We start from the raw sequence: 23,591 nt of genomic DNA on the forward strand, positions 1-23,591 counted from the left end.
GTTATTGGCCCTCCTTGGTGTGGGTCAGGCCCAGTCCGGGCAGTGAGCGATCGAAGAACACGTCGCCGTCAATCAATACTTTGTCCACCAGAGCATTGGAGCCCAGCGGATAGTTGTTCCAGATGGTGATGTCGGCGTCTTTGCCCACGTCCAGCGAGCCCACGCGGTCTTCCACGCCGATGATCCACGCCGGGTTCAAGGTGATCATCTTGAGCGCGTCTTCTTCGCTGACGTTGCCGTAGTGCATGATCTTGCCGGCTTCTGTGTTCAAGCGGCGCGTTACGTCGCCGGAATCGCTCTTGATGGCCACACGCACACCGTTGTGCAAGTTGATGACGGCGTTCCAAGGAATGCCGTCCCAGGCTTCATACTTGAAGCCCCACCAGTCCGGCCAGGTGGCCACGGCGACGCCGTTGGCGGCAATCTTGTCGGCAACTTTGTAGGCTTCCAGCGCGTGATGGAACGCGCGGATCTTGTAGCCAAATTCCTTGGCCAGGGCCATTTCGGTGAGGAACTCGTCGGCGCGATAGCAGTGGATCTGCACCAGCAGCTTGCCGCGAAGGATGTCGGCGAGGGCCTCCAGTTTCAAATCTCTCTTGGGCGGCGTGGCGTCCTTGTCGCCTTTCTTGACTTTAGCGTCATAGTCGTCCCAGGTGCGCATGTATTCGCGGGCTTCAATAAAGGCCGCGCGCATCACTTCAAAGTTGCCCATGCGGGTGGCAGGAAGCTGGTTGCGCGAGCCGTACACGCGCTTGGGGTTTTCGCCGCTGGCGAACTTGATGGACTGGGGCGCGCCGGGGAAGAGCAAATCGTCCTTGCCCATGCCGTACTTGTGCTTGATGACAATGGACTGCCCGCCAATCATGTTGGCCGAGCCATGCAGCAGCAGCGAGGTGGTAACACCGCCGGCCAGCGCGCGATAGATGCCCTTATCGTCATAGTCAAAGGCGTCCTTCATCATCATGTGCGGGGTGATGGGGCTGGTGGGCTCGTTCACGTCATCATCCAGCGCGATGTGCGAGTGGGAGTCAATGATGCCGGGCATCACCCATTTGCCGGCGGCGTCAATCACCGTGGCGCTGGAGGGGGCGTCCACGGTCTTGCCCACGGCAGCGATCTTGCCGTCATGGATGTAAAGGCTGCCATTCTCGATGCGGCCGTGCGTCACGGTGAGCAACGTGGCGCCTTTGATGACCACGTCGTGGTGAGCGGCCGGCGGCGTAGCGGTAGAGCCGGAATCCTTGCTTACAGAATCAACTGAATTTTTTGCTGTTGGGGAAGGCTGCGCGGCACTCTGCGCCGGCAAGAACCTGCCGGACAGAAGAAAAGCCGTGAACAGCATCACCCGACACAACACAACAGAGCGACGCGCCATATTGCAAACTCCTTGATGAGAGAAATAGGAAACCGATTCTATGAGTGCTGCTTTGCTCCCGTCAATGCGGCTGCTGCTGGAGTCAACCTGATTGAGTTTTCTTCCGTGCCACTTGCGGCCAGAGATTTAGGGCCGCGATCTCCACGCCAGGGAACGCCAGTTCGGACGAAGCTATAATCAGCCCATGTCGAGGAACAACCTATCAGACGTAGCGATGGAGGAAATGACAGCGGAGAATTGGAGCGCCGTCCGGGCCGTTGCTTTCGATGAGGCCGTCACCGGCGAAGAGGCGGGCGTTTCATGAGGGCGGTCGTCCAGCGAGTAGCGCGTTGCCGCGTGCAGGTGCAAGGCGAAACCGTAGGCCAGATTGGACTGGGCCTGCTGGTGCTGCTGGGAGTGGGAAAGACTGACAACGAAGCTGCCGCGGACTATCTGGTTGAGAAAATCCTGGGCTTGCGGATCTTTGAAGACGATGCCGGCAAGATGAATCTTTCCGTCCAGGACATTGCCGGGCAGGACCGGCCGGGCGAAGTCCTGGTGGTCAGCCAGTTCACGCTCTATGGCGATGTGCGGCGCGGCAAGAGGCCGTCGTTTGACGACGCGGCCCGCCCGGAAGAAGCCAAGCGGCTGTATGAATACTTTGTCGGCGAGGTGCGCGCCGCCGGCCTGCGCTGCGAAACCGGCCAGTTCCAGGCGATGATGGACGTGGAACTGGTGAACGCCGGGCCGGTGACCATCCTGGTGGATTCTGAAAAAGCTTTTTGAATCAGCTTATCGGCGGAGTTACGAAAGGTTTGGTTTTCATCGGCGTCCCAGCGGGGACTGCCGTCCCGCACCCACCTCTGCAAGGCCTATTGGCCCGGTTGCACAATGTTTTCCGGATTGCGGCCAGGAAGGCAGTCACTTTCTAAGGCGAAGAGCGCTCCTGCCGCATTTTGCCGGAATGGAATCAATTTTCGCGGGAATCCGCCAGGAATCAGTGTGAATTCGCCTGAACGTTACTCTGGTACGTGTCCCTGTTCCCAAACCGGCAGGTTTGAGTAATACTGACCAAATCCCTACGTAATTGTGACCAGGACTGATCTCTTAATTTCTTGCGCCGCGAGTCCCCCGGAATGAGCACAGCCGTCTTTTCAAAACGATACGAAACGCCGGGCACCCGCCCGCTGCCGATCATCGCCTACTTTGAGGACGATCCGGTGGCCAGCCGGTATTTCGTCGGCGTGCAGCGGTTCCGCCGCGTGTCGTTTGAGAATATGCGACGGGAAGGCGCGGACCTGGAGCGGATTGTCTTGGTTTCCAAGGAAGATCTGGTCGAGCGCTATTACAACCAGCTCCGCGTCCCCAACACCCGGGTGCTGGCGCTTACCAACCATCGCTTCAAAGATCCGCGCAATGACGGAGCGGTGTACGCGTACTTTCCCGCCGACGTGCCGGAGACCTTGCTGGAACGCATGGTGGACAACGCGCTGGACCACATTCATCTGGTCCACACCCGTCACCTGGTAAACCAGCGCCTGGCCGGAGCCAGCCAGGAAATTCATGAGCTGAACCAGATTGGGGTGGCGCTTTCCGCGGAACATGATCCGGAGAAGCTGCTGGAGTTGATCCTGACCAAGGCGCGCGAGCTTACCGGCAGCGACGCAGGCTCCATCTACATTGTGGAGAATGTTGCCTCCGGGCGGGTACAACAGTCGCTGTTGTTCGGAGGCAGCCCGCAGAACCAGGTCCCGGGAGTTCACGCGCTGGACGAGACCGTGGGCCAGCAACTGCGCTTTAAGCTGGCACAGAATGACACGGTGGAAGTGCCTTTCCGCGAAATCACCATGGAGATTGACGAGCACTCCATCGCCGGCTATGTGGCATTGACCGGGGAAATCGTCAACATTGAAGACGCGTACCAGTTGCCGGCGGGCGTGCCGTACAGCATCAACAGCAGGTTCGACCAGGATTCAGGTTATCGCACGCGCTCGATTCTGGCGGTGCCCATCCGCAACCAGAAAGAGCAAGTGTTGGGCGTGTTGCAACTCATCAACGCCAAGCGCGCCTTTGGCGCCCGGCTGGATTCGTTGGAAGCAGTGGACGCGTACGTGGTCCCTTACAGCGCCCGCCAGCAGGAAATTGTGCTTTCGCTCGCCAGCCAGGCCGCGGTGGCGTTTGAAAACAGCCGGCTGTATGAGGACATCCAGCGCTTGTTTGAAGGCTTTGTGCGCGCGTCGGTCACCGCGATTGAAACCCGCGATCCGGCCACTTCCGGGCATTCCTTCCGCGTAGCCAACCTGACGCTGGCGCTGGCGGAGGCAGTAGACCGCGAGGACAGCGGCCTTTATGCTGGGGTGAATTTTTCTCGCGACCAGATGCGGGAGATCCGCTACGCAAGCCTGCTGCATGATTTTGGCAAGGTCGGCGTGCGCGAAGAAGTCCTGGTAAAAGCCAAGAAGCTTTATCCCGAACAACTGGAGCTGATCAAACAGCGCTTCGGGTTTGTGCGACGCACGTTGGAAAATGAAGTGCTGCAGTCGCAGATGAAATACCTTCTGGAAAAAGGCCGCGAAGAATTCCTGGCCGCGCGGAAGGACTTCGACTGCAAACTCGGCGGCGCGCTGCGCGAAGTGGACCAGTACCTGGAAGCCGTGATCTGGGCCAACGAGCCCACGGTGCTGCCGGAAGGCAGCTTTGAAGACCTGGAGCAAATTGCCCGCATCGCTTACAGGGACCTGGACGGGGCTGTCCGCCCGCTGCTCACGCCGGAGGAGGTGCGCCTGCTCTCCATTCGCCGGGGATCGCTGGACGAAGGCGAGCGCGTGCAGATTGAAGCCCACGTGCTTCATACCGTGAACTTCCTGCAGCAGATTCCGTGGACCAGCGAGCTGCGCAACGTGACCGAGATCGCCCGCGGGCACCATGAAAAGCTGAACGGCACCGGGTATCCGTACAAGCTTTCCGCGCCAGAGATTCCAGTGCAGACGCGCATGATGACCATCGCTGACATTTTTGACGCGCTGGCAGCGGCTGACCGTCCTTACAAGAAAGCTGTTTCCGTGGAGCGCGCGCTCGAAATTCTGGACCTGGCTGTGCAAGACAATGAGATTGATCCCCACCTGTTCGGCATCTTCAAGGCCGCGAAGATCTACCAGAGCTGGAAAGTTGAAGCGCGCGCGTATTGAGCACCACCCTTCCGACGTTCGCGCTTTTCATGACAAAGTGCAGTAAGATGGATTGCAGAACGAACACGCATGAAAGACTTCTATATTGCCGATTCGGCCCGCTTTGAAAACCAGGTCATTACATCTTCTTTTGTGGTGGTCACGAAACAAGCCAAGCCCAAGAAGAGCGGAGACCTGTACCTGGCGCTCACGCTGGCGGACCGCACCGGGCATATTGACGCCAAGATGTGGGACAACGTCAGCGACCACATCTCCATCTTCGAGCAGAACGACTTTGTAAAAGTCCGCGGCCTGATCAACAAGTTCAACGGCCGCTTCCAGCTCACCGTCCATAAATTGCGTTCCATGCCGGAAGCTGAAGTGGACGTGCAAGACTACCTGCCGCGCACCACCAAGGACATTGATGGCTTGTGGCGCACTTTGGGCGAGTTCGTGGCCAGCATCACGGACCCGCATCTGAAAGCGCTGCTGCAGGCGTTCATGGCTGATCCGCAGATTGAGCAGGCGTACAAGACCGCGCCGGCGGCAAAGTCATTGCATCACGCGTTCATCGGCGGGCTGCTGGACCACGTGGTTTCACTGTTCCAGCTCTGCGACCTGGCCTGCCGCAACTACCCGGAGCAGATCAATCGCGACCTGCTGCTGACCGGCGCGTTTCTGCATGACATCGGCAAAGTGCATGAGCTGGCGTTTGCGCGTTCGTTCAGCTACACCACGCGCGGCCAGTTGCTGGGCCATATGGTGATCGAGCTGGAAATGCTGCATGGAAAAGTCGCGCTGGTGCCAGGGTTCCCGGAGGAATACAAGACACTGATCGAGCACCTGATCATCAGCCATCACGGCAAATACGAGTTCGGCAGCCCCAAGCTGCCTATGTTTCCTGAAGCGCTCATGCTTCACTACCTGGACGACCTGGATTCCAAAATGGAAGCCATGCGCGCCCACTTCCAACGCGAGCCCGGCGCCGACTGGACGGCTTACAACCCCAGCCTGGAGCGTCCGCTGCTGAATTCCAAGAGATTGCTGGACAGACTGAAAGCGGGTGGTGGCGAAGCCCAGGAGCCGCCGGCGCCGCCGGAAGCCGACAAGGGCCAAGCTTCGCCTGCGGACGAAACATCGGGCGAAGAGCCGTAGCCTGCGCAGCAAGCGCCCAGGTTTTCTATTCGCAGTGGCTCAGCCGGGAACGGCCTCCGTTTCAGCCTTTTTGAATCATTACCATTTCGTCCAAGAGTGCACGCGCCCTCGTGCATTGCTGAGAAGAAGAATGATTGGTAGAACTGAAACCATCTGGCCGTACGAAAAGGGGTACTGATGATGAAAGCTTTAAGATTGATGAATTTTGCGGCGTTGTTGGTGCTGGCTTTTCTTCTTGGGTGTGGCAAATCTGCGCCGCCGGCCCCCAACAGCTCCAGTCCAAACACGAGTGCGTCGCCGGGCGCCGCCCAAAGCGGAGGTGCGCCCAGTGGCGGAAGTGCGCCAAGCGGTGGCAATGCGCCCAGTGCGGGCAGCACTGCCAGTGGCGGATCGGCGGCGAGCCAACCTGCTCCTGAACCCACGTCGCCTCCGGAACCTATCGTGATTCCGGTGGGCAAGACGATCACCGTCCGCCTGGGCGAGACTCTGAGTTCCAAGGAAAGCCAGGACGGCCAGAGCTTCTCCGCGACCGTGGCCGTTCCGGTGCGAGTCAACGGCGAAACCGTGATTGAAAAGGGCGCTTCGGCCCGCGGGATGGTGGTGGCGGCCAAAGCCATGGGCCATTTCAAAGGAGGAGCGTTGCTGCAGGTGCGTCTCAATTCGGTAAGCATCCACGGACGTGAGCATGCCATTGTGACCGGCGTGGTGTCACGCGAACTTAAAGGCAAAGGCAAGCGCTCTACCGGACTGATTGCCGGCGGCGCTGGAGCCGGAGCCGTTATTGGCGCACTGGCCGGCGGCGGCAAAGGCGCGGCGATTGGCGCGGTGGCCGGCGGCGGCGCAGGCACCGCTGGCGCTGGAATGACCGGCAACAAAGAAATCGTATTGCCGGTGGAGTCTTCGCTTTCGTTCACGCTCAAGCGGGCGATTCAGGTGAAGTAGTGGCCGTTGACCGCCACTACTGCACGTGAAACACGATGTCAGCATTGAAACGTTGCGGCCTTCCGTTGACCTTGTAGGGCGTGAACAACCATAAGCGGAGGGCAGCTTCCGCTCCGTAGAAGAGGCCAAGATCAATTTTGTACTCATTTTCTATGCGCTCAACGCGCCCATGCTCATTTACGGTGATACGCACCTTAAACTCGGTGCCTTTTGGGAATGTAGTGGTCAGGAAACGCGGATCTGATTGTCCTATCGCTATTTTGCGGGCCTCCGCATTCGATAGCAGCGGGATGGGGTTCACGATCGTCGTCTGAAAGGGCAACGTCATGGTGAACTCCGTTTGGACGGGAGCGCCGTCGCGCTTAACCGGCTCGAACCGCCATTTCAACATCTCCTGGCGCGCCTGGTCGCGCACGAAAGTATTGTCCGACTTCAGCGGCCAGGTTTCGCGAACGCGTCCCTCTTTGTCAGCGTAAACCATCACGCTGATCACGCCGTTGGTCTTTCCCTCGTGTACAGGATTCCAGGCGATTTCTGGAGAATTTAACAGCAGCTTGCGCGCTTCGGTTTCGCTCAAGCGAAGTGATTGCACGCGCTCTACTTCCGCGGTAGGCTGCGCAACAGAAAACAGGGCCTCATTGGGCTGCCGAATCTGGGACAGCTCTTTGATCTGGGCTTCAATATGTGTCTCTGGCCCGGAAGAAAGCACGATGCGGCGAGGCACAATTTTTTGCCCAAACGCCGCGTAGTCCAGGAATTCGGCGGAAAAAGTCGGGTTGCTGACTGACATGAGCAGTTGCTGACTGGCTTCTACGCAGATGGAGTGCACTACCGAATTGCGTAAAGGTGGCGTTCCCACTGGTTCTTCCCAAGTGGAACAACCAGACCGGTAAATCTTGCCGGGAGTCATCGGGGTAGCCCCGATCAATGGTCCACTGGCGGGAGCCGTTCCGCGGTCCATTGGGACAGTCAGCGGGTCTTCGGCTGCTTCGGGCTTCTTCGCGTTGGACTTTTTCCGGCTGAAGTCTTCCGGGAGAAGATCAATCATGGCGGTGACCAGATCGCGAAGCCAAAACGGGTAATAGTCTCCGGTGTGCTGTTCGAACACCTTGTCGCCGTTGACAATCATCGTCTGGGAGAACTGCGGTGATTCAATCGAACGGCGCCATTTGTCAGGGGCAACCCAGAACTCTTCGATCCGGGCCCGGTAAGAAGAGTTCTTTTTTCCAGGTTCACTGATCATTGCTTTCAGATGAAATGGAACACTGCCTGGAGATGTAATTTTGGAAAGGCTCACTGCGCTGGTGGTGTCTCCGGGATCAGGGTAGCGGCCCTGGGCGCTGACTGTCCTGGCCAGGTTGGCGGTCATCAGCATGCTCAAAGTCACGCGTATTACAGCTCGAGTGTCCATGCAAGTACTCAGTTTACTTTGCCCGACACATAGTCGCGGCGGCCTGCACGCTGATCAGGCAACGACCATAAACCGCTTGGTATAGTCCACATCAGGTCCTTCCCGCTAGCTAAGGACGAGGGCAGCACAGCTATTCAAAGAAGATAGTCGCCCCGGTAAACCAACCTATCTTCAATGATCCGCGCTTCTTTGGTCAATCTATGTTCGCCGGGAGGATTCTCGTCCACAATGTGCAGCACTTGGTGGCCGCGGCTCACCAGATAATCTGATACCAGCATGCGATGGCAGCGAAAATACAGGTATTCCGCACACATGATCGCCGTGCGCTGCTTCACGGACCGCTCCACCAATCGGTCAATGGTGTTCTGGAACGCCGGCGAAAGCATGTAATCGGCGTAATTGCGGAAGGCGTCTTCCCGAAGCGCAAAGTTGGGCGACTTGTCCGGCGGCATCTGCTGCTTGCGCATGCCGCCCAAATCTTTTTCCCACACATAGTCCAGGCCGATCTCCGGCAGCCACAACTCCAGGTATTCGCGGCTGAAGTGGGGATGGCGGCGCGAAGCGGGAAACGCGCGGACATCCACCAGCAGCCGAATCTCATGCGCCTGCAAGACGCGGGAGAATTCAGCAAGATCGCGCGTGGAGTGGCCGATGGTGAAGATGCAGGTCATTGGTACTAGTATTTGGTACTTGGCCAACAGCCGGGGTCATTGATACTGAGTATTTGAAATTTGGCCAACAGCCCAGAACTTGGAATGAGATAACACATACCAAATACCAAGTACTAAACACTAAATACTGGTTTATCCCCCAATTTCCATCAACGCCTGCAACAACTCCCGTTCTTCATTTCCCAAAACCGTTCGCAGGTCCAGCAGGACGCGGCCTTCTTCCACGCGAGCAATCACCGCCGGCGTGCCCAGGCGCAGTCGAGCGGAGAGCTCGTCCGCGCTGAGGGATTGCGCGGTCAGCGCCAGCAGAAAAGTCGGCAGCGTGGACGTAGGCGCGGAACCGCCGCCCACCAGCGATTCGCCGCCGACGATCTCCGAGCTCAGCAGGCGGGCCGACGAAAGTTTTTCCTGCAGCATCCAGGCGCGTTTGCGGATTTCATCGGCGGGAATGCGCATCATGCGCAGGAACGGGATTGCTTCGTGGTTCTGCCGGACGTATTCCATCAAAGTTGCTTCCAGCGCGGCGTAAGTCAGCTTGTCCACGCGCAGGGCGCGGAACAGCGGATTGGAGCGCACGCGCTTGATCAGGTCGTCGCGCCCGCTGAGCATGCCGGCTTGCGGGCCGCCCAGCATCTTGTCGCCGCTGTAGGTGACCAGGTCGGCGCCGGCGCGCAGGCTGTCCGCCAGGCTGCTTTCATTCACGCCCAGGCTGCGCAGCGGCACCAGGGCCCCGCCGCCCAGGTCTTCCATGACAGGGATCTTGTGTTTGCGGCCGAGTGCGCAAAGCTCTTCCAGCGACGGCTGCTCGGTGAATCCGATAATCGCAAAATTGGAGCGATGCACCCGCAACAGCAGCCGGGTCTTTTCGTTGATGGCCTGTTCGTAGTCCTGAATCCGTGTGCGGTTGGTGGTGCCCACTTCGCGCAGCACCGCGCCGGATTTGCTCATGACGTCCGGGACTCTAAACGATCCGCCGATCTCCACCAGCTCACCGCGCGAAACGATCACTTCTCCGCCTTCAGCCAGCGTGTTCAGCGCCAGCATCACCGCGGCAGCACAGTTGTTCACGACCACGGTACGAACGCCCGTGACTCCATCTTGGTTCAGCAAGCGCGCGAAGAGCCGCTCCACGTGGACGTCGCGTTTGCCGCGCTGGCCTTCCGCGATGTCGAATTCAAGATTGGAATATCCGCCGGCAACTTCCGCGATGCGCTTGATGGCCGCCTGCGCCAGCGGCGCGCGGCCCAGGTTGGTATGCAGGATCACGCCCGTGGCGTTGATCACCGGCTTGAGCGAAAACTCCATGGCTGAACGCAACTGGCGGGTGATGGCGTCCGGCAGACCGGCCACGGCGATCTGGACGGCTGCGTCCGTAGCCAGGTTCCCGGCGGCAATCTCATTGCGCAACTGGTCGAGCACCGCGCGTACAGCGTCAGCCAGCGCCGGTTGGCCTTCGCGCGCCAACAACGGCGTCAGTTCCGGGCTTTGCAGAAGCTCGTCCACGGAAGGCAGCAGGCGGTAGAGCTCGGATTTGGAAGTGGTTTTCACGGCTACGTGACTCCTTCCGTCGCAGCCAAACGCAGCCGCCCCGGAACAACGGCTTGTCCTGGGCACGCGGCTCTATTGGGTTGCATCGTAAACTTTCTGGCTTCCTTCCTGCACGCGTTCAAAAGCGTCTTTGAGCGCTGCGACGTCGAGTGACGCTTTGTGCAGTTCCGCCCGGAGAAACAGATCACCGTCGTTGTCAATTCCCACTTTCACAAAGTCCAGCTCGTGGTTCAAGTGCAGCAGCTTGGCCAGCGTTGCGGAAGAGAGATTGAGGTTTGCTTTCAGCTTGACCACCGCGCCTAGAACAATGACGTCTTCCTGCTCGCCAATCAGGACTGCTCCCTGCATGCCGTCACGGGGTATGCTGAGCGCTTCAAAGGTGACCCAAAACTTGCACTTCGGGTCGCTTTTGAACGTGAAGCCGGATTGTTTTGTAAACGCCTCGATCTTTGGGTTGCACTGTGCCTGTGCCAGGCTGCCAAGGAACATGACGAATGCCACGCAGGTTATCCATCTCTTCACGTGTTGCCTCCCCATACAAACAATTTATTGAGTTGCGTCGTAGACCTTTTGACTTCCATTCTTCACGCGGTCAAAGGCGTCTTTGAGCGTTTCTGCATCCAGCGACTTTTTGTGCAATTCGGCGCGGAGAAACAAATCGCCATCAGGGTCAATGCCGATCTTCACAAAAAGCATGTCGTTGTTCAACCGCATCAGTTTTGCCAGCGTCGCAGGGGTGTGATCGAGATTCCCTTTCAGCTTGATCACTGCCACCACCATGACGATATCGCCTCGCTCAGCGATCATGAGCGATCCCTGCATATCATCATGCGGGATGGTAAGAGCATCGGTACTGACCCAAAACGCGCACTTTGGGTCGGCTTCGAACTTGTAGCCGGATTTCTTCACAAAATCCGTAATCGTCGGGTTGCACTGCGCCTGTGCCAAAACGCCCATAGCCAAGACGAACGCCAGGCAAGTTATTAATCTCTTCATATTGCCTCCTTCGCGCCGCCTGGCCGAAGGGGGAATCGGTCTTGCCGCGGCGGTCCCATAACCAGTCTAATCCTTGTGGTTACCCCACCTCCACCAGACCATACCTTCTCTGCCAGTGCTGGCGCAGATGCTGCAGGATGCGGTCGCGGTCCAGCTGGGTGATCTCGGGATTGGTGTGCTCCACGATGGCGCGGGCCTCGATCTTGGCCAGCTCCAGCAATTTGCGATCGCGAAGAATGTTGGCGACGCGCAATCCCGGCATGCCGGCCTGTTTCGTCCCTGGTCTTGAGACGCTCGTCGCCTTCGGGCGAGACTTTGCCGCCGGTCATCAGGACGCAATAGGACTTGGCCGCGCCGCGCCCGATGCGTCCGCGAAGCTGGTGCAGTTGCGACAGGCCGAAACGTTCGGCGTGCTCCACCACCATCACCGTGGCGTTGGCCACGTCCACGCCGACTTCAATCACCGTGGTGGAAACCAGCACGTCAATCTCCCCCTGTTGGAAGCGGCGCATGGTCTGCTCTTTTTCGTCCGCATCAAGCCGGCCGTGCAGCAGACCCACGCGCAAATCAGGAAAGAGTTTTTTGCTCAGCTCTTCGTACATATGCATGGCGGCTTTCAGGCCGGACTTGGACGTTGCGGGAGTGCCGGAGAATTCGATCTCCGGCTGGGCGTCTCCCAGCAGATCATTCCCAGGAGAGTCCGTCGCCACGCCCTCAATGACGGGATAGACAACGTAAGCCTGCCGCCCGGCTTTCACTTGTTTGCGCACAAACGCCCAGACTTCGTCAGCCTTTTCGTCGGACACTCTCTTGGTGGTGATGGGCGTGCGGCCCGGCGGAAGCTCGTCCAGAATGCTGGTGTCCAGGTCGCCGTACAGCGTCAGCGCCAGAGTGCGCGGGATGGGCGTGGCGGTCATGACCAGGGTGTCCGGCTCGGCTTCGCCTTTCTTCATGAGCTTGAAGCGCTGCATCACGCCAAAGCGGTGTTGTTCGTCCACAATCACCAGGCCAAGATTGTGGAACTCCACTTTTTCCTGGATCAGCGCATGCGTGCCGATGACCAGGTGCGCGTTGCCCTGCGCGATGTGCCGGCGCGTGCTGCGCTTGCGGTCATCTTCCTGCGACCCGGTGAGCAGCGCCACGCGATACCCGGCAGGCTCCAGCACGCGGCGGGCGGAAAAATAATGCTGCGTAGCAAGGATTTCCGTAGGCGCCATGAGCGCGGCCTGATAGCCGTTCTCCATGGCGATGACCGCGGCCTGCAGCGCGACGATCGTCTTGCCCGAGCCCACGTCGCCCTGCAGCAGGCGGCGCATGGGTGAAGGCTGGCGCATGTCTTCGGCAATTTCGCCCAGCACGCGCTTCTGAGCGTTGGTGGGATGGAACGGAAGGATCTTCTTAATGGCTTCGCGCACTTTGGGACTCAGCTCAAAGGCGATGCCCACGCGCTGGCGCATGCGGCGGCGCTTGAGTTCCAGTCCCACTTCCAGAAAAAACAGCTCTTCAAAGATCAGGCGGCGATGCGCCGGCGTGCGCTGCTCGCTCAGGTCGGCAAAAACTTCGCCGGCCTTGGGAAAATGCACTTGCTCAAAGGCCTGGCGACGGTCCATCAGGTCCAGGCGGCGGCACAGCGCGAGCGGCAGGCCATCGGCAATTTCCGGTTTCAGGTTCTTGAGCGCGCCATGCACGATGCGCCGGAACCAGCGCGACGTGAGCTTCTGGTTCGCCGCCGACTCGTAGATGGGCACAATGCGCCCGACTTCCAGCGATTGGATTTCTGCTGCGTCGGCCTCGTCGCTGGCCAGTTCGCCCTGTCCGTTGTCCAGTATTTCAAACTGCGGCTGGATGATCTGCAGGCCGCGGCCTTTCCATCCCGGCTCCACCTTGCCGTAAAGCGCGACTAGCTGTCCGGGCCGGAAGCGGTCGCGCAGGTACGCCCCGTTGAACCACAGGCACTTCAGCGTGGACGCGCCCTGCCCGGCCACCATCTCGAACAGCGGCATGCGCTTGGTGCGGAACATGCCGGCATTGCGCACCTCGGCGATGACCGTGGCCATCTCGCCCGGTTGCAGTTCGCCGATGCCGCGCGGGTTCAGCCGGTCTTCATAGCGGAACGGCAGGTAGTAGAGCAGGTCTTCCACGGTGCATATGTTCTTCTGCTCCAGCCATTCGGCCACGCGCGGGCCCACGCCTTTGACGTATTTAACTGGGGTCTCAAGATCCAGCACTGGCATGATGATAAATGGGGAAGCCCTGATTATTCTGATTCCCGGATTAGCCGCGGTCTCCATCATTCCTTCCTACCACCCTGCTTTTGGTTCTCCGATCACGGCGATGCCGGCGATCACGTGCGATCACGGCGATGTGCCCCTCCGGGGCACCCGTTCATCCCCGGAAAATAAGGACTTAGCTCATGTCATCCCCGGCGATATCCCCGCAGCCATCCGCCGGGTATCGCCAAGTTGCTCCCTTGTGTCCCCGGCGTTGTCCAGCTGCCTTGATGTCACCGTAAACCGTTGCAATAAAACAACTTATATTACACCAAGACTGGGCGAAAGTCAAGCAAAAACAACCCTTTCTGATCTCCGCTCCCGCAGCTACGAAAAGTCTTCTATACTGGGCAAAAGCGCACCCTAGCAGATTGAGTCCGGCCGCCGCGCGCGCCGGAGAGGAACCGAGCCATGCGAGTTTGTTTTGTGATTGCCCTAGCCATTATTTCTTCTTTAGCCCTAGCGCCCAGCGCCGCAGCCCAGGCAGCCCCGCCTCCGGGTCCGTACAACGAGACTTGCCAGAACATTCAGATGAAAGGCTCCACGCTCCACGCCCAGTGCCAGGCCGCGGGCGGCAAGTATGTTGACGCCAAATTGAAGGACGCGCAGAAATGCTCTGACGGCGTAATCAACCTGAACGGCGTCTTGAGCTGCCAGACCGGACTGCTGCCTCCGGGATCGTACGTGACGAGTTGCACGGACGTCCGGCTGCAAGGCACCACGCTCAAAGCCAGTTGCAAGAACAGCAAAGACAAATCCGTGAACACTGAATTGAAAAGCGCCAACCAGTGCAGCGGCGACATCGCCAACAAGGATGGGGCGCTCAAGTGCATCGCCGGACCCAAGGCGGCGAAAGAAGCAACCGACAAGCCGGAAAAGAAAAAAAAGAAGAAGAGATTTTTGGTGTTCTAGATGCTCACACCACTTCCTCCGCCCACAAACCCGTGATCTCTTCTTCTGTGTAACCAATCTCCAGCAGGACTTCCTCCGTATGTTCCCCCAGCGTGGGGGCGCGCATGCGGATGGCCGGTGGCGTGGCTGAAAGCTGCACAGCGGGGTTGGCCAGAGGAACCGGCTTGGGCGCGCCGGGATAATCCACGAATTGCAAGAGCCGGCGGGCTTTGACCTGGGGATCGTCCATGACCTTCGTCGCCGCAAGGACCGGCCCGGCGGGAATGCGCGCCGACTCCATTTGCGCCATGGCTTCCGCGGTGGTGCGCGTCGCCAGCCAGGCGTTCATGATGTCTGTAATCACCTCGCGGTGGTTGGCGCGGCTGAGGTCGTCCGCCAAGCGTGAGTCGTTGAGCAGGTCTTCGCGGCCAACCATCCGCGCCCAGCGGGCAAACATCTCTGGGCCAATCGCCGAAACAACAATCCATCCGTCGCGGGTGCGATAGGTGTCCGCCGGAGCCGCGTAGAAACTTGCATTCCCCGTTTGATGGCGCTCCACGCCGAGCAGATGATGTTCCGCGTAGATCCCTTGCATGAAGGTAACGCCAGTGGCCAGCAGCGACGCGTCCACCAGTTGGCCCTGGCCGGTCCGCTGGCGATGGTACAGCGCCACCATCACGCCGAACGCGATGTGCAGCGCCGTACCGAAATCTTCAAACGGCGCCAGCGCGCGCACCGGCGCGCCGGGAAAGCCGGTGAGACTCATGGCGCCGGACATGGCCTGGGCCACGGTGTCAAAGCCCAGGCGGTTGGCATACGGGCCGTCGGGGCCAAACGCCGAGACGCGCGCCAGAATAATTGCCGGCTTGATGGCGCGCAGAGCGTCGTAGTCCAGGCCCATCTTCTTCATGACGTCAATGGGCAGGTTGGCGACCACCACGTCCGCCGATTTGATCAGCCGCTGGATGATCTTCGCCGCGCCGGGCTTGGCGGCGTCTAGCGTCATGCTGCGCTTGTTCCGATTGAGCGACAGGAAGCCCGCGCCTTCGCCGCCGGAGGTGACCGGAGCCAGGTAGCGGTCTTCGCTCCCTTGGCGTCGGTCAATGCGAATCACGTCCGCGCCCATGTCCGCCAGCAGCATGGCGCAGTACGGCCCGGCGATGAAGCGGCCAAAATCAATTACCCGGATGCCGGCGAGCGGGCCGGCAGTCTGCGCGCTCATCGCTTCACCGCGCGGCCTTCGGTCACCAGCAGTTGCACGATTGAATCCATCACCGGAAGAATTTTCGCCGAACCCAGATTGTGATTGTTGCAGAAAATGGAAAACGCAAAGCGCCGGCCGCGCAGGGTTTGTCCGTAACCGGAAAGCGCGTTGACATGGCTGAGCGTTCCGGTCTTGGCGTGGATGAGACCCGCCGCCGGCGTGTTGACGAACCGTTCTGAGAGCGAGCCATCCACACCGCTGATGGGCAGCGAGCTTTCGTAGGCCGCGCCCCAGGGCTGTTGCGCGGCATAGTGCAGCAACTGGACCACGGCCGCAGGCGTGACCAGGTCGCGCCGCGAGAGGCCGGAACCATCGAGCAGCACAAATTCTTCTTCCTTCAAACCGGCTTGCAGCAGAAACTGTTTCATGGCCGCAGTGCCGCCTTCAAACGATCCGGTAAATCCGCCCAGCTTGCCGGCGAGGCGGAAAGCCAGTTCCGCGTGCAGGTTCTGGCTGGTCTTGTTGGTGACGCGCACGTCTTCGATCAAAGGCAGCGAAACGTGTTCCGCCAACACGACGGGCGGGGACGATTGGAACGCCGCAGAGATGGTGGGCACTGAGGGCACGGGCGCCGAAGTACTTTGCGCGGCATTTTGCGCAGCGGTCTGCGGGGCTACTGGAGCAAAGTTCTGCAGCACCGGCTGGTCGAAGAACTGGGCAACGTCCGCGTGGCGCGCGCGGGCCTTTCCCGCGATGGTGATGCCGCGCCGCTCCAGCACCGTGCGAAAAAGCTGCGCGGTGAACTCCGCCGGGTCTTCCATGGCCAGCGGCTCTCTCATGCCGTGATCGTCGGCGGGCAGCGAGCCCCAAAGGACAATCGTCTTCGAACCAATATCGCGATGAATGCCGATCTTGCGCGCGATGCCCGGCGGCACCGTCACAATATGACTCTCAATCTGGTAGTACGCGACGTCCGGTTCCACGGAGATGACCGCCGCGTCGCCGGCTTGCGCGCCAGGCTGTATGTTCACAAACACCACGTTGTCATTGAAGGTGAGCGCGGAAACCGGAGCTCCGTCAATCCACTGCAGGTCGTCCTGCGCCGAGCCGGGAGCAAAACGTTCGCCCGCGTAGAATGTGTCGTCGGCGATCAGGTCGCCGCTGACGGTCTTCACGCCGCTGCGCGCAACCTGGTCGGCCAGGTCTTCCAGCACCTGGGTGTGCGGCGGCACGCGCTCGGTCTTGAGCTGATAGGGCATCACGCGTCCGGAAATGTTGGGATCGCCCCGGCCAACGATCACCAGGTCGCCGAGGAGCAGGCCTCGATCGTCAGGTTTGGCCGCAGCTTCCACCGTGGTGTGGAAGCGATAATCCGGCCCCGCGGCCGCAAGCACGGCGGCCGTCGTGAACAGCTTGGCGTTCGATGCAGGAAGAAAAAGCTGGTCGGCGTTGAGCGAGAAGAGAGTCTTTCCGGTTGCCAGGTCCACCGCGTATACGCCCCAGTGCGCGCGCGCCAGCTGCGGCTGGCCCAGCATTTCCCGGATCTGCACCGCCACGGGCTTCTTGCGCGCTTTCTTTTTTGCGGGGGCGGCGGCCGGGGCTGCGGACATGCTCGCTGCGGGAACGCACAGCAGGAGCGCAACGAAACAGGCGGTGAAGACGCGTGCGCGTGATCGGAGCATGAGAGTCGCTGAGATTATACAATCCGGGCATGGAGCGACCTGTTTTTGAGTGGCGGCTGCGCAGCCGCGCGCTGGCGCTGGGCCGGCGGACGCTGGTGATGGGCATCTTGAACGTTACGCCGGACTCGTTTTCCGACGGCGGCAAGTTTCTGGCGCGCGACCGCGCCGTGGCCCATGCCCTGCAGATGCTCGATGAGGGCGCGGACATTCTCGACATTGGCGGCGAATCCACGCGACCCGGAGCGAAAGTGGCTGAGAGCGGCGTTTCTGCGGAAGAAGAAATGCGCCGCGTGTTGCCGGTGATCGAGGACGTGCTGCGCGAACGCCCGGGCACGGTGGTTTCTGTGGATACTTACAAATCTGAAGTCGCGCGCGCCGCCGTGCAGGCCGGAGCGGAGATTGTGAACGACGTTAGCGCCCTGCGTTGGGACCAGCACATGCCCTCCGCCATGGTGTTGTTGCATTGCGGCGTGATTTTGATGCACACGCGCGGGCGTCCGGAGGAGTGGGGCGCGCTGCCGCCTTCGCCGGACATTGTGCGTGAAGTCACCACCGAACTGCGCACGTGGTCAGAGGCCGCCGTGGCTTGCGGGATCGGACGCGACCAGTTGGTGCTGGATCCGGGCTTCGGTTTCGGCAAGCGCTTCAACGAAAATTACCCGCTGCTGGCGCGTCTGGACGAACTGCACAAACTGGGATTCCCGCTGCTGTCGGGGACATCACGCAAGTCGTTCATCGGACGCACGCTGGCCCGCGACGGTAAGGACGCTCCTGCGGAACAGCGCCTCAGCGGAACGCTGGCCACGGTCACCGCTTCGGTGCTGAAGGGCGCGCACATCGTTCGCGTGCATGACGTGAAGCCCGCGGTGGAAGCGGTGAAGGTGGCGGACGAGGTGCTGCGAGCGGAGAGGTGACTAAAAGACAAGAAGAGGCGCCCACCTTCTTCGGGTAGGGCGCCGGTTGAAACAATCTGAAAACGATCTAGGCAGCGGGAATCAGGAGTTCCTGTCCCACTTTGATTTTGTCCGGGTCCTCAAGATCGTTGGCTTTGGCGATGGTCATGAACTTGCTGGCATCGCCGTAGAACTGCTTGCTGATCTTGGACAGATTATCGCCGGGCTTGACGATGTAGGTTTGACCACCCGCGCGAACTCCAATGTCGTGCTTCAAATCAGCAAAAGTGGGATCAACGGCTTTGATTGCGTCCCAAATGCGGCCTTTGCTGGCCTCCGAGACAGCCACCACTTTTATGAAAAGTTGGTTTCCATCCAAATTGAGATTTAAGAACTCGGCGCCTTCTTTCTTAATGGTGTCGAGGACCGGCTGATACTTCAGCTTCAGTTGCTCAAATAGGTCAGGCATGAACGGTCTCCTTTCGTGTTTTTTTCTGTTTCAAGCATCGTTTCGTTAGGACGCCACCGCGTGCGGCAAGGTTGTCACTGAAAAACGCCGCACTTGAGATGGCTACCCTGTTTTCTCCCGGCAACCGGAATGGCCGCGAGCGTGTCTTCGGATGGCATTCCAGAATCGTTGCCGGCGGAATTTTGATCTGCTCGCCTTTTTGGTTTGGCGCGTGGACGCCAAGGCCCGACATTTGCAACATCGGGGTGAGCAGAGAACCACGGGTGCAACGGCGGCGGCCGTACGGCCGGAGCCGAGAGAAGTAGAACTAATTGGAAAGTAGAGCAGCGGGGTCGGTCCGGTATGTGAGCGCCGTCACCGCGACCCGTGATTAGGGGACGGACCGGCTGGTAAGCCGTCGTCTTAGTAAAGACGAGATCCTCGCGTCTCATTCCCGCGCGTAACGATGGGAAGCCTTATTGGGCCGTGACCACTGCCAGTATTCCTTCACGGACGAGCCTGCGCACCAGCACTAGTTTGCCTGCGTCATCCAGTTCACCGGGCAGTTCGCCCACGCGGAAGCGCTGCGCCGTCAGCGCGAAGCGCACGCCGGCGGCGGCGGCAGGGGGAAAGCTGATTTCGTTACCGTAACACCGCAGCCGAAGAGCGGTCTGGTCTTCCTGCAGCGAGTAGGCAAGGTAGTCGTGCCGGCCAACGAAGCTGTCTACGTTAATATCCGCAATGCTTGCGATCTGCCTCATTTGTCCACGCAGCCGGGGGCGGCGCGTATTGATAAATTCGCCGGCAAAAGCGTCGAGCGCCGCGTCAGCATTGGCGGATTGCGCGAAGAGATCGAGCAGTTTGCGGAAGGTTGCACGCGCGGCCGTGCGGTCGAACCCTGGCTGGGCCATTCCCGGCGGCAGCGAGCGGCGAAACGCCGGATCTTCCAGGACCGCATCAGCCAGCGATTCCAGCATCAGGTCGGTCCATGTGTAAGAAAGGATGCCGACGGTAATGTGCATCGAAGTCGAGTCCAGAGACGGAGCGTCATGGACCAGTCCGCGGGGAATGTAAAGCGTGTCGCCGGCATTCAGTTCAAATTCCGTGACCGGAAGGCCCGGCTCTTCCTGGACCGCCTCGCTTCCCTGGCCTGAAAGAGGCAAAGCGATGGGTGTTCCGTAAAGGCGCCAACGCTTGGAGCCATGCACCTGGAGAATAAAAACGTCATGCGTATCGAAGTGGGCCTTGAATCCCCGGGCGCGAGGCGGTGTGAGGTAGATATTGGCCTGAAAGGGTGCACTAAACTCGGCTTCCAGGGCAGCGCACAATTCCGCCAGCGGCGCGTGTGAAGTATTGAGATGGTTCAGAACGATGGTCGCGCCACTGGCGTGAAGCTGGTATAGCCGCACGGGATCAATTTCATCGCCACGCCCGGTGTATTCCGCCGCCTTGATTTCACGCTCTGCGTTGGTCAGGAATATGTCGGGATAGCAGCCGGTGCGGGTAGTAAGGATTTGGTCAATGTCATCGAGAGAAAGTAACCGGCGAAAATAGTCCGGGTCGTCACGTGCGACCACCAGCGGCCTGGTTTCGAAATAATCGGCAAAAAACACATCTGCCGTGACCGCGCCAAGGACCGTCTTAAGCGACAGGGGTCAGCTCCTCCCTAGCTCTTGGAGTCGCCGGGTTCGCGCTTGTCATGGTCGGAGCCGCTTTTTGCCTTGTTGTCGGGCGGTCTGCCGGTGTCGGAGTCATGGGACTTCTTGGGAGGCTTCTCCTTGCTGCCTTTGGCGTCACCGGGCTCGCGCTTGTCATGGTCGGAACCGCTTTTTCCCTTGTTGTCGGGCGGCCTGCCGGTGTCAGAGTCCTTGAGCGCCAAGGCGCTCGCGGCTTCCGAACCGATCACCAGCGACGCGGCGCCAACCACTGCGGCCCCCACGCGAGATATAAAGGAACGCCTGGTAACGGCCCGTTCGGTAATGATGTCATCATCACGGAGAGTCATGATTAGAACCTTCCCTAGAACCTTGCAGAGTAGAGTAGAAGTATAGTCGGGCAAATGGGACCGGCAACACATATATTCCGGGCTGTCGCGTTAACAACCCCGAGGGTCGTTCCCATTTTGGGATAAGGACGCGCTTATCCTAGCGCTCGATTGCAACAATCTGGTGGCTGGGACGCTCCTTCTTGCGCACCTCGTGTTTCGGGATTGCGCGGAGGTAGTCATCGAGTGCAGGAAAGCGCGACGCGCGCTCTTCCAGTCCTTGGATTGAATCCGGGGACGAGGTAAGAAAAGCCAGGAACCGCTGCAGCAATTTCGCGCCGGGGAAGAACTCTTCCAGCCACAGGAACTGTCCTTGCTCGTTGACCTCCAGGAACCACCATGCACCCTGCATGTCCACGGCGAAATCAAAGGAGCCAAAGACGATTCCCGACTCCCGGGCAAACGAGTGCAGCGCAGCTTCGACTTCCACCGGCGTGGCGATGCTTTCCACCTGGATTTTTCCTTGGCAGGCGTCCTGCCGCCAGTCCAGAGACCCCTGCGGGTCGTGCAGGACGAATGAATAGATGTTCGGGCCCATCAGTACGGTCCGCACATCGAACTGCTTGACCACCATTTCCTGATAAATGGCCGGCGCGTAGGTCAGCACCTGGTCGGCAGGCAGCGTTTCGGGGCTGAGTTCAAATGCTTCGGTGACCGCCATCGCATCGGAGCCTTCTTTCTTCCATACATGAGGGAAAAAGGCCTTGCAGATCGTCCGCCCGCCGTGCGGAGCAAGAAAAGACTTCAGCGCGGCGGGTGAATTGGACATCAGAGTCCGCGGAACATGGAAGCCGCATTTTCTTGCCAGCAGGAGTTGAACGGACTTGTTGTTGATGAGCCGCGAAGCACTATAGCGATTGATGCACCTTACGGGAAGCCGTTCCAGAAGATAGGCCAGCGAGTAGTGAAACCAGCGGTATTCTTCTTCCGCGAACGCTTTGTCGGCTTCACTGATCTGAGGATGGAGTGTGGCAGGCCAGGACCGGCGCAGCCAGACCACGTCGCCTGGGTCTACAGGTTGACCGCCGAGCACCATCCCGGTCGCTGTGTCCAGGGAGATGGCTGCCTGCTGGCCCTCCGTCCACCCGAGCCCGCCCCAGCACGCCACCTGGTATCCGGCCTGCTCCAGGCCCCACTTTGCTGAAGCAGCGTGGCTGTCGGTTTCGCGCGCCAAAATGACGATTTTCATAGTCGCATCTTTTAACTTTTCAGAAGCCGGCCGGGCAGAAGCCGGCTAAAGCCGCAGCTGCGTGACCAGAGCGAAAGGGACGCCTTATGCAGGCGCCCCCGTGTTGGTTAGAGCAGGCTGCATTCGCCGTCGTGAAAGTTGGGCGGTTCAAAGGTGCAAGGCAACGATGTGTGGAGATCTCCGGTCAAAACCTCCAGCTCTTCCGGCGACAACTCGTGGGCGCCGATTCTTCCGAGCACTCTGCCATCATAGATTGACATAAGTTTTCCTTTCTTGATTGTTGGTCTTTGGATGTCCGCTAGCGTGCCGGCTGATCCTTCTTGCGACAGCGGCCAAATTCTAATGGACACCCAGGCCAAACAAGGATGAGAAATCTCTAACTGGGATTGTCAGCGTTCCATTTTGGAACTAGCGCCCAGCAGGCGTGAGCGAAGCCGGGATCCCCGGACCGCGCCGGTTTTGCGCGGGCTGGGGTGGGAAGCCGGGGTCCCCGGACCGCGCCGTTTTGCGCGGGCTTCGGTGGGAAGCGGGAGCCTGCTGCCGAAATCCTGAGCGAAGCCGAAGGATCGTTCCTACGAAAATCTCCAACGCACAAGGTGGGCAATCTAGCTGGGCTTATCGTTACGATTTCCAACTGATATCCTAGGAGCGCTCCTGCTCCACTACTCCGCGCGCCGGTCTTTGGACTGTTTAGGTCCCAGTTCCGGCAAGGCTTTTCAAAGGAATGCATGGCCGCACTCATTGATGCCATTGACGTAAAGCGTAAGATGTTTTTTGAGTTGGACGGCGTCCCCTACCACTGCCTGGACGTGGAGATCAACACTCCTACCGCCCGTGGAGGCCAGACGCTGGTCCGCCTGAAGATGCGCAACCTTCTCACCCGCGCGGTCTTTGATAAGACGTTCAAGGCCGGCGACAAGTTCAAGGAGCCGGACCTGGAAATGGTCCCCGCATCTTTTCTGTATGCCGATGCAGACGGCTTCTACTTCATGGACCAGGAGAGCTTTGAAACTCTCACGCTATCGCAGGAGATGATTGGCGACGCGCAGGATTTTCTTGCCGAAGGACTGGTCATCCAGGTGCACAAGTACAACGGCAATCCCATCGGCCTGCAATTGCCGCCGCACGTGGAACTGGTTGTGAAATACACCGAGCCGGGCGTGCGCGGCGACTCCTCCAGCGGCAGCGTGACCAAACCCGCCACGCTGGAAACCGGCGTGGAAATCCGCGTGCCTCTGTTCATTAAAGAGGGTGAAAAGGTCAAGGTGTCCACGGAGACCAGGGAGTTTGTCGGGAGAGCGTAAGGCTGGTGAGGACTGGGCAGAGTTAGAAGAGATTGCCAGAATCGCCGGAATTGAAAAGCACGAGCTGATTGCTAATTACCAGACAGACCTTCACCGCCGTGCTCGGACGCGGTTGGCGTGATGTTATAATGGTTAAGCGCCGCTGGATTACCCCCTGCAAGACGGCGGTTTCCTCGCAGAAGTCGGGACGTGGCTCAGCCTGGTAGAGCACTCGCTTGGGGTGCGAGGGGTCGGCAGTTCAAATCTGCCCGTCCCGACCATTTTTTTCTTCACGGAACTTCAGCAAATTAGATCTCTGTCTATGGCCGTGTTGTGAACTGCCGATCGCGAGCACCCCAAGAGGTAAGCGTCGGAGCGCAGCGGAGACGCCGAATAGAAGCCTTGCGAGGGGTCCGTCACGTAGTGACGCGTGCGTTCAAATC

General features: G+C 59.6%; 20 protein-coding genes, 1 tRNA gene and 1 pseudogene. 8 read left to right on the plus strand and 14 right to left on the minus strand.

Going from position 1 to position 23,591, the window contains the following annotated elements:
• Nucleotide 1: 1 nt before the first annotated feature.
• Entirely contained in the window at nucleotides 2-1,342 is a 1,341-nt protein-coding gene (locus LAO20_09305; GenBank protein ID MBZ5531616.1) for an amidohydrolase, read from the minus strand.
• Nucleotides 1,343-1,675: 333 nt separating this feature from the next.
• Between LAO20_09305 and dtd the strand changes: the two genes are divergently transcribed.
• From dtd to LAO20_09325, 4 genes are all read left to right on the plus strand, one after another.
• Nucleotides 1,676-2,140 (plus strand): D-tyrosyl-tRNA(Tyr) deacylase, encoded by a 465-nt coding sequence (gene dtd / locus LAO20_09310; protein MBZ5531617.1) that lies wholly within the window; start codon nucleotides 1,676-1,678, stop codon nucleotides 2,138-2,140.
• A 689-nt stretch (nucleotides 2,141-2,829) separates the two neighbouring features.
• Nucleotides 2,830-4,542 (plus strand): GAF domain-containing protein, encoded by a 1,713-nt coding sequence (locus tag LAO20_09315; GenBank protein MBZ5531618.1) that lies wholly within the window; start codon nucleotides 2,830-2,832, stop codon nucleotides 4,540-4,542.
• A 69-nt stretch (nucleotides 4,543-4,611) separates the two neighbouring features.
• Nucleotides 4,612-5,676, plus strand: coding sequence for an HD domain-containing protein (locus LAO20_09320; protein MBZ5531619.1), 1,065 nt, complete (start codon nucleotides 4,612-4,614; stop codon nucleotides 5,674-5,676).
• A gap of 177 nt (nucleotides 5,677-5,853) precedes the next feature.
• The gene (locus LAO20_09325; protein ID MBZ5531620.1) at nucleotides 5,854-6,618 is read left to right on the plus strand and encodes a hypothetical protein; all 765 of its coding nucleotides are present in this window, start codon (nucleotides 5,854-5,856) and stop codon (nucleotides 6,616-6,618) included.
• Between the two features lie 16 nt (nucleotides 6,619-6,634).
• On the opposite strand, the gene LAO20_09330 is transcribed toward LAO20_09325, so the two are convergent.
• The 6 genes and pseudogenes from LAO20_09330 to recG form a co-directional block, all read right to left on the minus strand.
• Complete coding sequence (locus LAO20_09330) at nucleotides 6,635-8,029, minus strand: hypothetical protein (GenBank protein ID MBZ5531621.1); 1,395 nt, start codon at nucleotides 8,027-8,029, stop codon at nucleotides 6,635-6,637.
• A gap of 134 nt (nucleotides 8,030-8,163) precedes the next feature.
• Nucleotides 8,164-8,700, minus strand: coding sequence for a DUF488 domain-containing protein (locus LAO20_09335; GenBank protein ID MBZ5531622.1), 537 nt, complete (start codon nucleotides 8,698-8,700; stop codon nucleotides 8,164-8,166).
• Between the two features lie 132 nt (nucleotides 8,701-8,832).
• Complete coding sequence (gene selA, locus LAO20_09340) at nucleotides 8,833-10,248, minus strand: L-seryl-tRNA(Sec) selenium transferase (GenBank protein MBZ5531623.1); 1,416 nt, start codon at nucleotides 10,246-10,248, stop codon at nucleotides 8,833-8,835.
• Between the two features lie 72 nt (nucleotides 10,249-10,320).
• Nucleotides 10,321-10,770 (minus strand): YbjN domain-containing protein, encoded by a 450-nt coding sequence (locus tag LAO20_09345; GenBank protein ID MBZ5531624.1) that lies wholly within the window; start codon nucleotides 10,768-10,770, stop codon nucleotides 10,321-10,323.
• A gap of 24 nt (nucleotides 10,771-10,794) precedes the next feature.
• Nucleotides 10,795-11,211 carry a YbjN domain-containing protein gene (locus LAO20_09350; GenBank protein MBZ5531625.1) on the minus strand — a complete coding sequence of 139 codons (417 nt, stop codon included), beginning with the start codon at nucleotides 11,209-11,211 and terminating at the stop codon, nucleotides 10,795-10,797.
• A 112-nt stretch (nucleotides 11,212-11,323) separates the two neighbouring features.
• Nucleotides 11,324-13,478: pseudogene (gene recG / locus LAO20_09355) on the minus strand (ATP-dependent DNA helicase RecG).
• 447 nt (nucleotides 13,479-13,925) lie between these two features.
• On the opposite strand from recG, the gene LAO20_09360 reads away from it, so the two are divergent.
• Nucleotides 13,926-14,426 (plus strand): CVNH domain-containing protein, encoded by a 501-nt coding sequence (locus LAO20_09360; GenBank protein MBZ5531626.1) that lies wholly within the window; start codon nucleotides 13,926-13,928, stop codon nucleotides 14,424-14,426.
• A 4-nt stretch (nucleotides 14,427-14,430) separates the two neighbouring features.
• On the opposite strand, the gene LAO20_09365 is transcribed toward LAO20_09360, so the two are convergent.
• Together LAO20_09365 and dacB are read right to left on the minus strand one after the other, a co-directional pair.
• A complete protein-coding gene (locus LAO20_09365; GenBank protein MBZ5531627.1) occupies nucleotides 14,431-15,627 on the minus strand; it encodes a CoA transferase in 1,197 nt (398 codons plus the stop codon).
• On the minus strand, nucleotides 15,624-17,219 hold the full coding sequence (gene dacB, locus LAO20_09370; protein MBZ5531628.1) for a D-alanyl-D-alanine carboxypeptidase/D-alanyl-D-alanine-endopeptidase: 1,596 nt from the start codon (nucleotides 17,217-17,219) through the stop codon (nucleotides 15,624-15,626). The genes LAO20_09365 and dacB overlap by 4 nt, the downstream gene beginning before the upstream one ends.
• A gap of 170 nt (nucleotides 17,220-17,389) precedes the next feature.
• Here dacB and folP point away from each other — a divergent pair, with 170 nt between their 5' ends.
• A complete protein-coding gene (folP, locus tag LAO20_09375) occupies nucleotides 17,390-18,205 on the plus strand; it encodes a dihydropteroate synthase (GenBank protein ID MBZ5531629.1) in 816 nt (271 codons plus the stop codon).
• Between the two features lie 67 nt (nucleotides 18,206-18,272).
• On the opposite strand, the gene LAO20_09380 is transcribed toward folP, so the two are convergent.
• The 5 genes from LAO20_09380 to LAO20_09400 all read right to left on the minus strand — a co-directional run bounded on the left by LAO20_09380 (nucleotide 18,273) and on the right by LAO20_09400 (nucleotide 22,125).
• On the minus strand, nucleotides 18,273-18,653 hold the full coding sequence (locus tag LAO20_09380) for a LysM peptidoglycan-binding domain-containing protein (GenBank protein ID MBZ5531630.1): 381 nt from the start codon (nucleotides 18,651-18,653) through the stop codon (nucleotides 18,273-18,275).
• A 455-nt stretch (nucleotides 18,654-19,108) separates the two neighbouring features.
• Nucleotides 19,109-20,245: a cupin domain-containing protein gene (locus LAO20_09385; protein MBZ5531631.1), complete on the minus strand. Its 1,137-nt coding sequence runs from the start codon at nucleotides 20,243-20,245 to the stop codon at nucleotides 19,109-19,111.
• A gap of 53 nt (nucleotides 20,246-20,298) precedes the next feature.
• Nucleotides 20,299-20,637 carry a hypothetical protein gene (locus LAO20_09390; GenBank protein ID MBZ5531632.1) on the minus strand — a complete coding sequence of 113 codons (339 nt, stop codon included), beginning with the start codon at nucleotides 20,635-20,637 and terminating at the stop codon, nucleotides 20,299-20,301.
• A gap of 139 nt (nucleotides 20,638-20,776) precedes the next feature.
• Nucleotides 20,777-21,865, minus strand: a complete 1,089-nt coding sequence (locus tag LAO20_09395) for a hypothetical protein (protein MBZ5531633.1) — start codon at nucleotides 21,863-21,865, stop codon at nucleotides 20,777-20,779.
• A 107-nt stretch (nucleotides 21,866-21,972) separates the two neighbouring features.
• Nucleotides 21,973-22,125 (minus strand): hypothetical protein, encoded by a 153-nt coding sequence (locus LAO20_09400; GenBank protein MBZ5531634.1) that lies wholly within the window; start codon nucleotides 22,123-22,125, stop codon nucleotides 21,973-21,975.
• 468 nt (nucleotides 22,126-22,593) lie between these two features.
• Here LAO20_09400 and efp point away from each other — a divergent pair, with 468 nt between their 5' ends.
• Nucleotides 22,594-23,169, plus strand: a complete 576-nt coding sequence (gene efp, locus LAO20_09405; protein ID MBZ5531635.1) for an elongation factor P — start codon at nucleotides 22,594-22,596, stop codon at nucleotides 23,167-23,169.
• Between the two features lie 183 nt (nucleotides 23,170-23,352).
• A tRNA-Pro gene (locus LAO20_09410) sits at nucleotides 23,353-23,429 on the plus strand.
• The last annotated feature ends 162 nt before the right edge of the window (nucleotides 23,430-23,591 follow it).

It is taken from the genome of Terriglobia bacterium (assembly GCA_020072815.1).
Classification (GTDB): domain Bacteria; phylum Acidobacteriota; class Terriglobia; order Terriglobales; family Acidobacteriaceae; genus Angelobacter.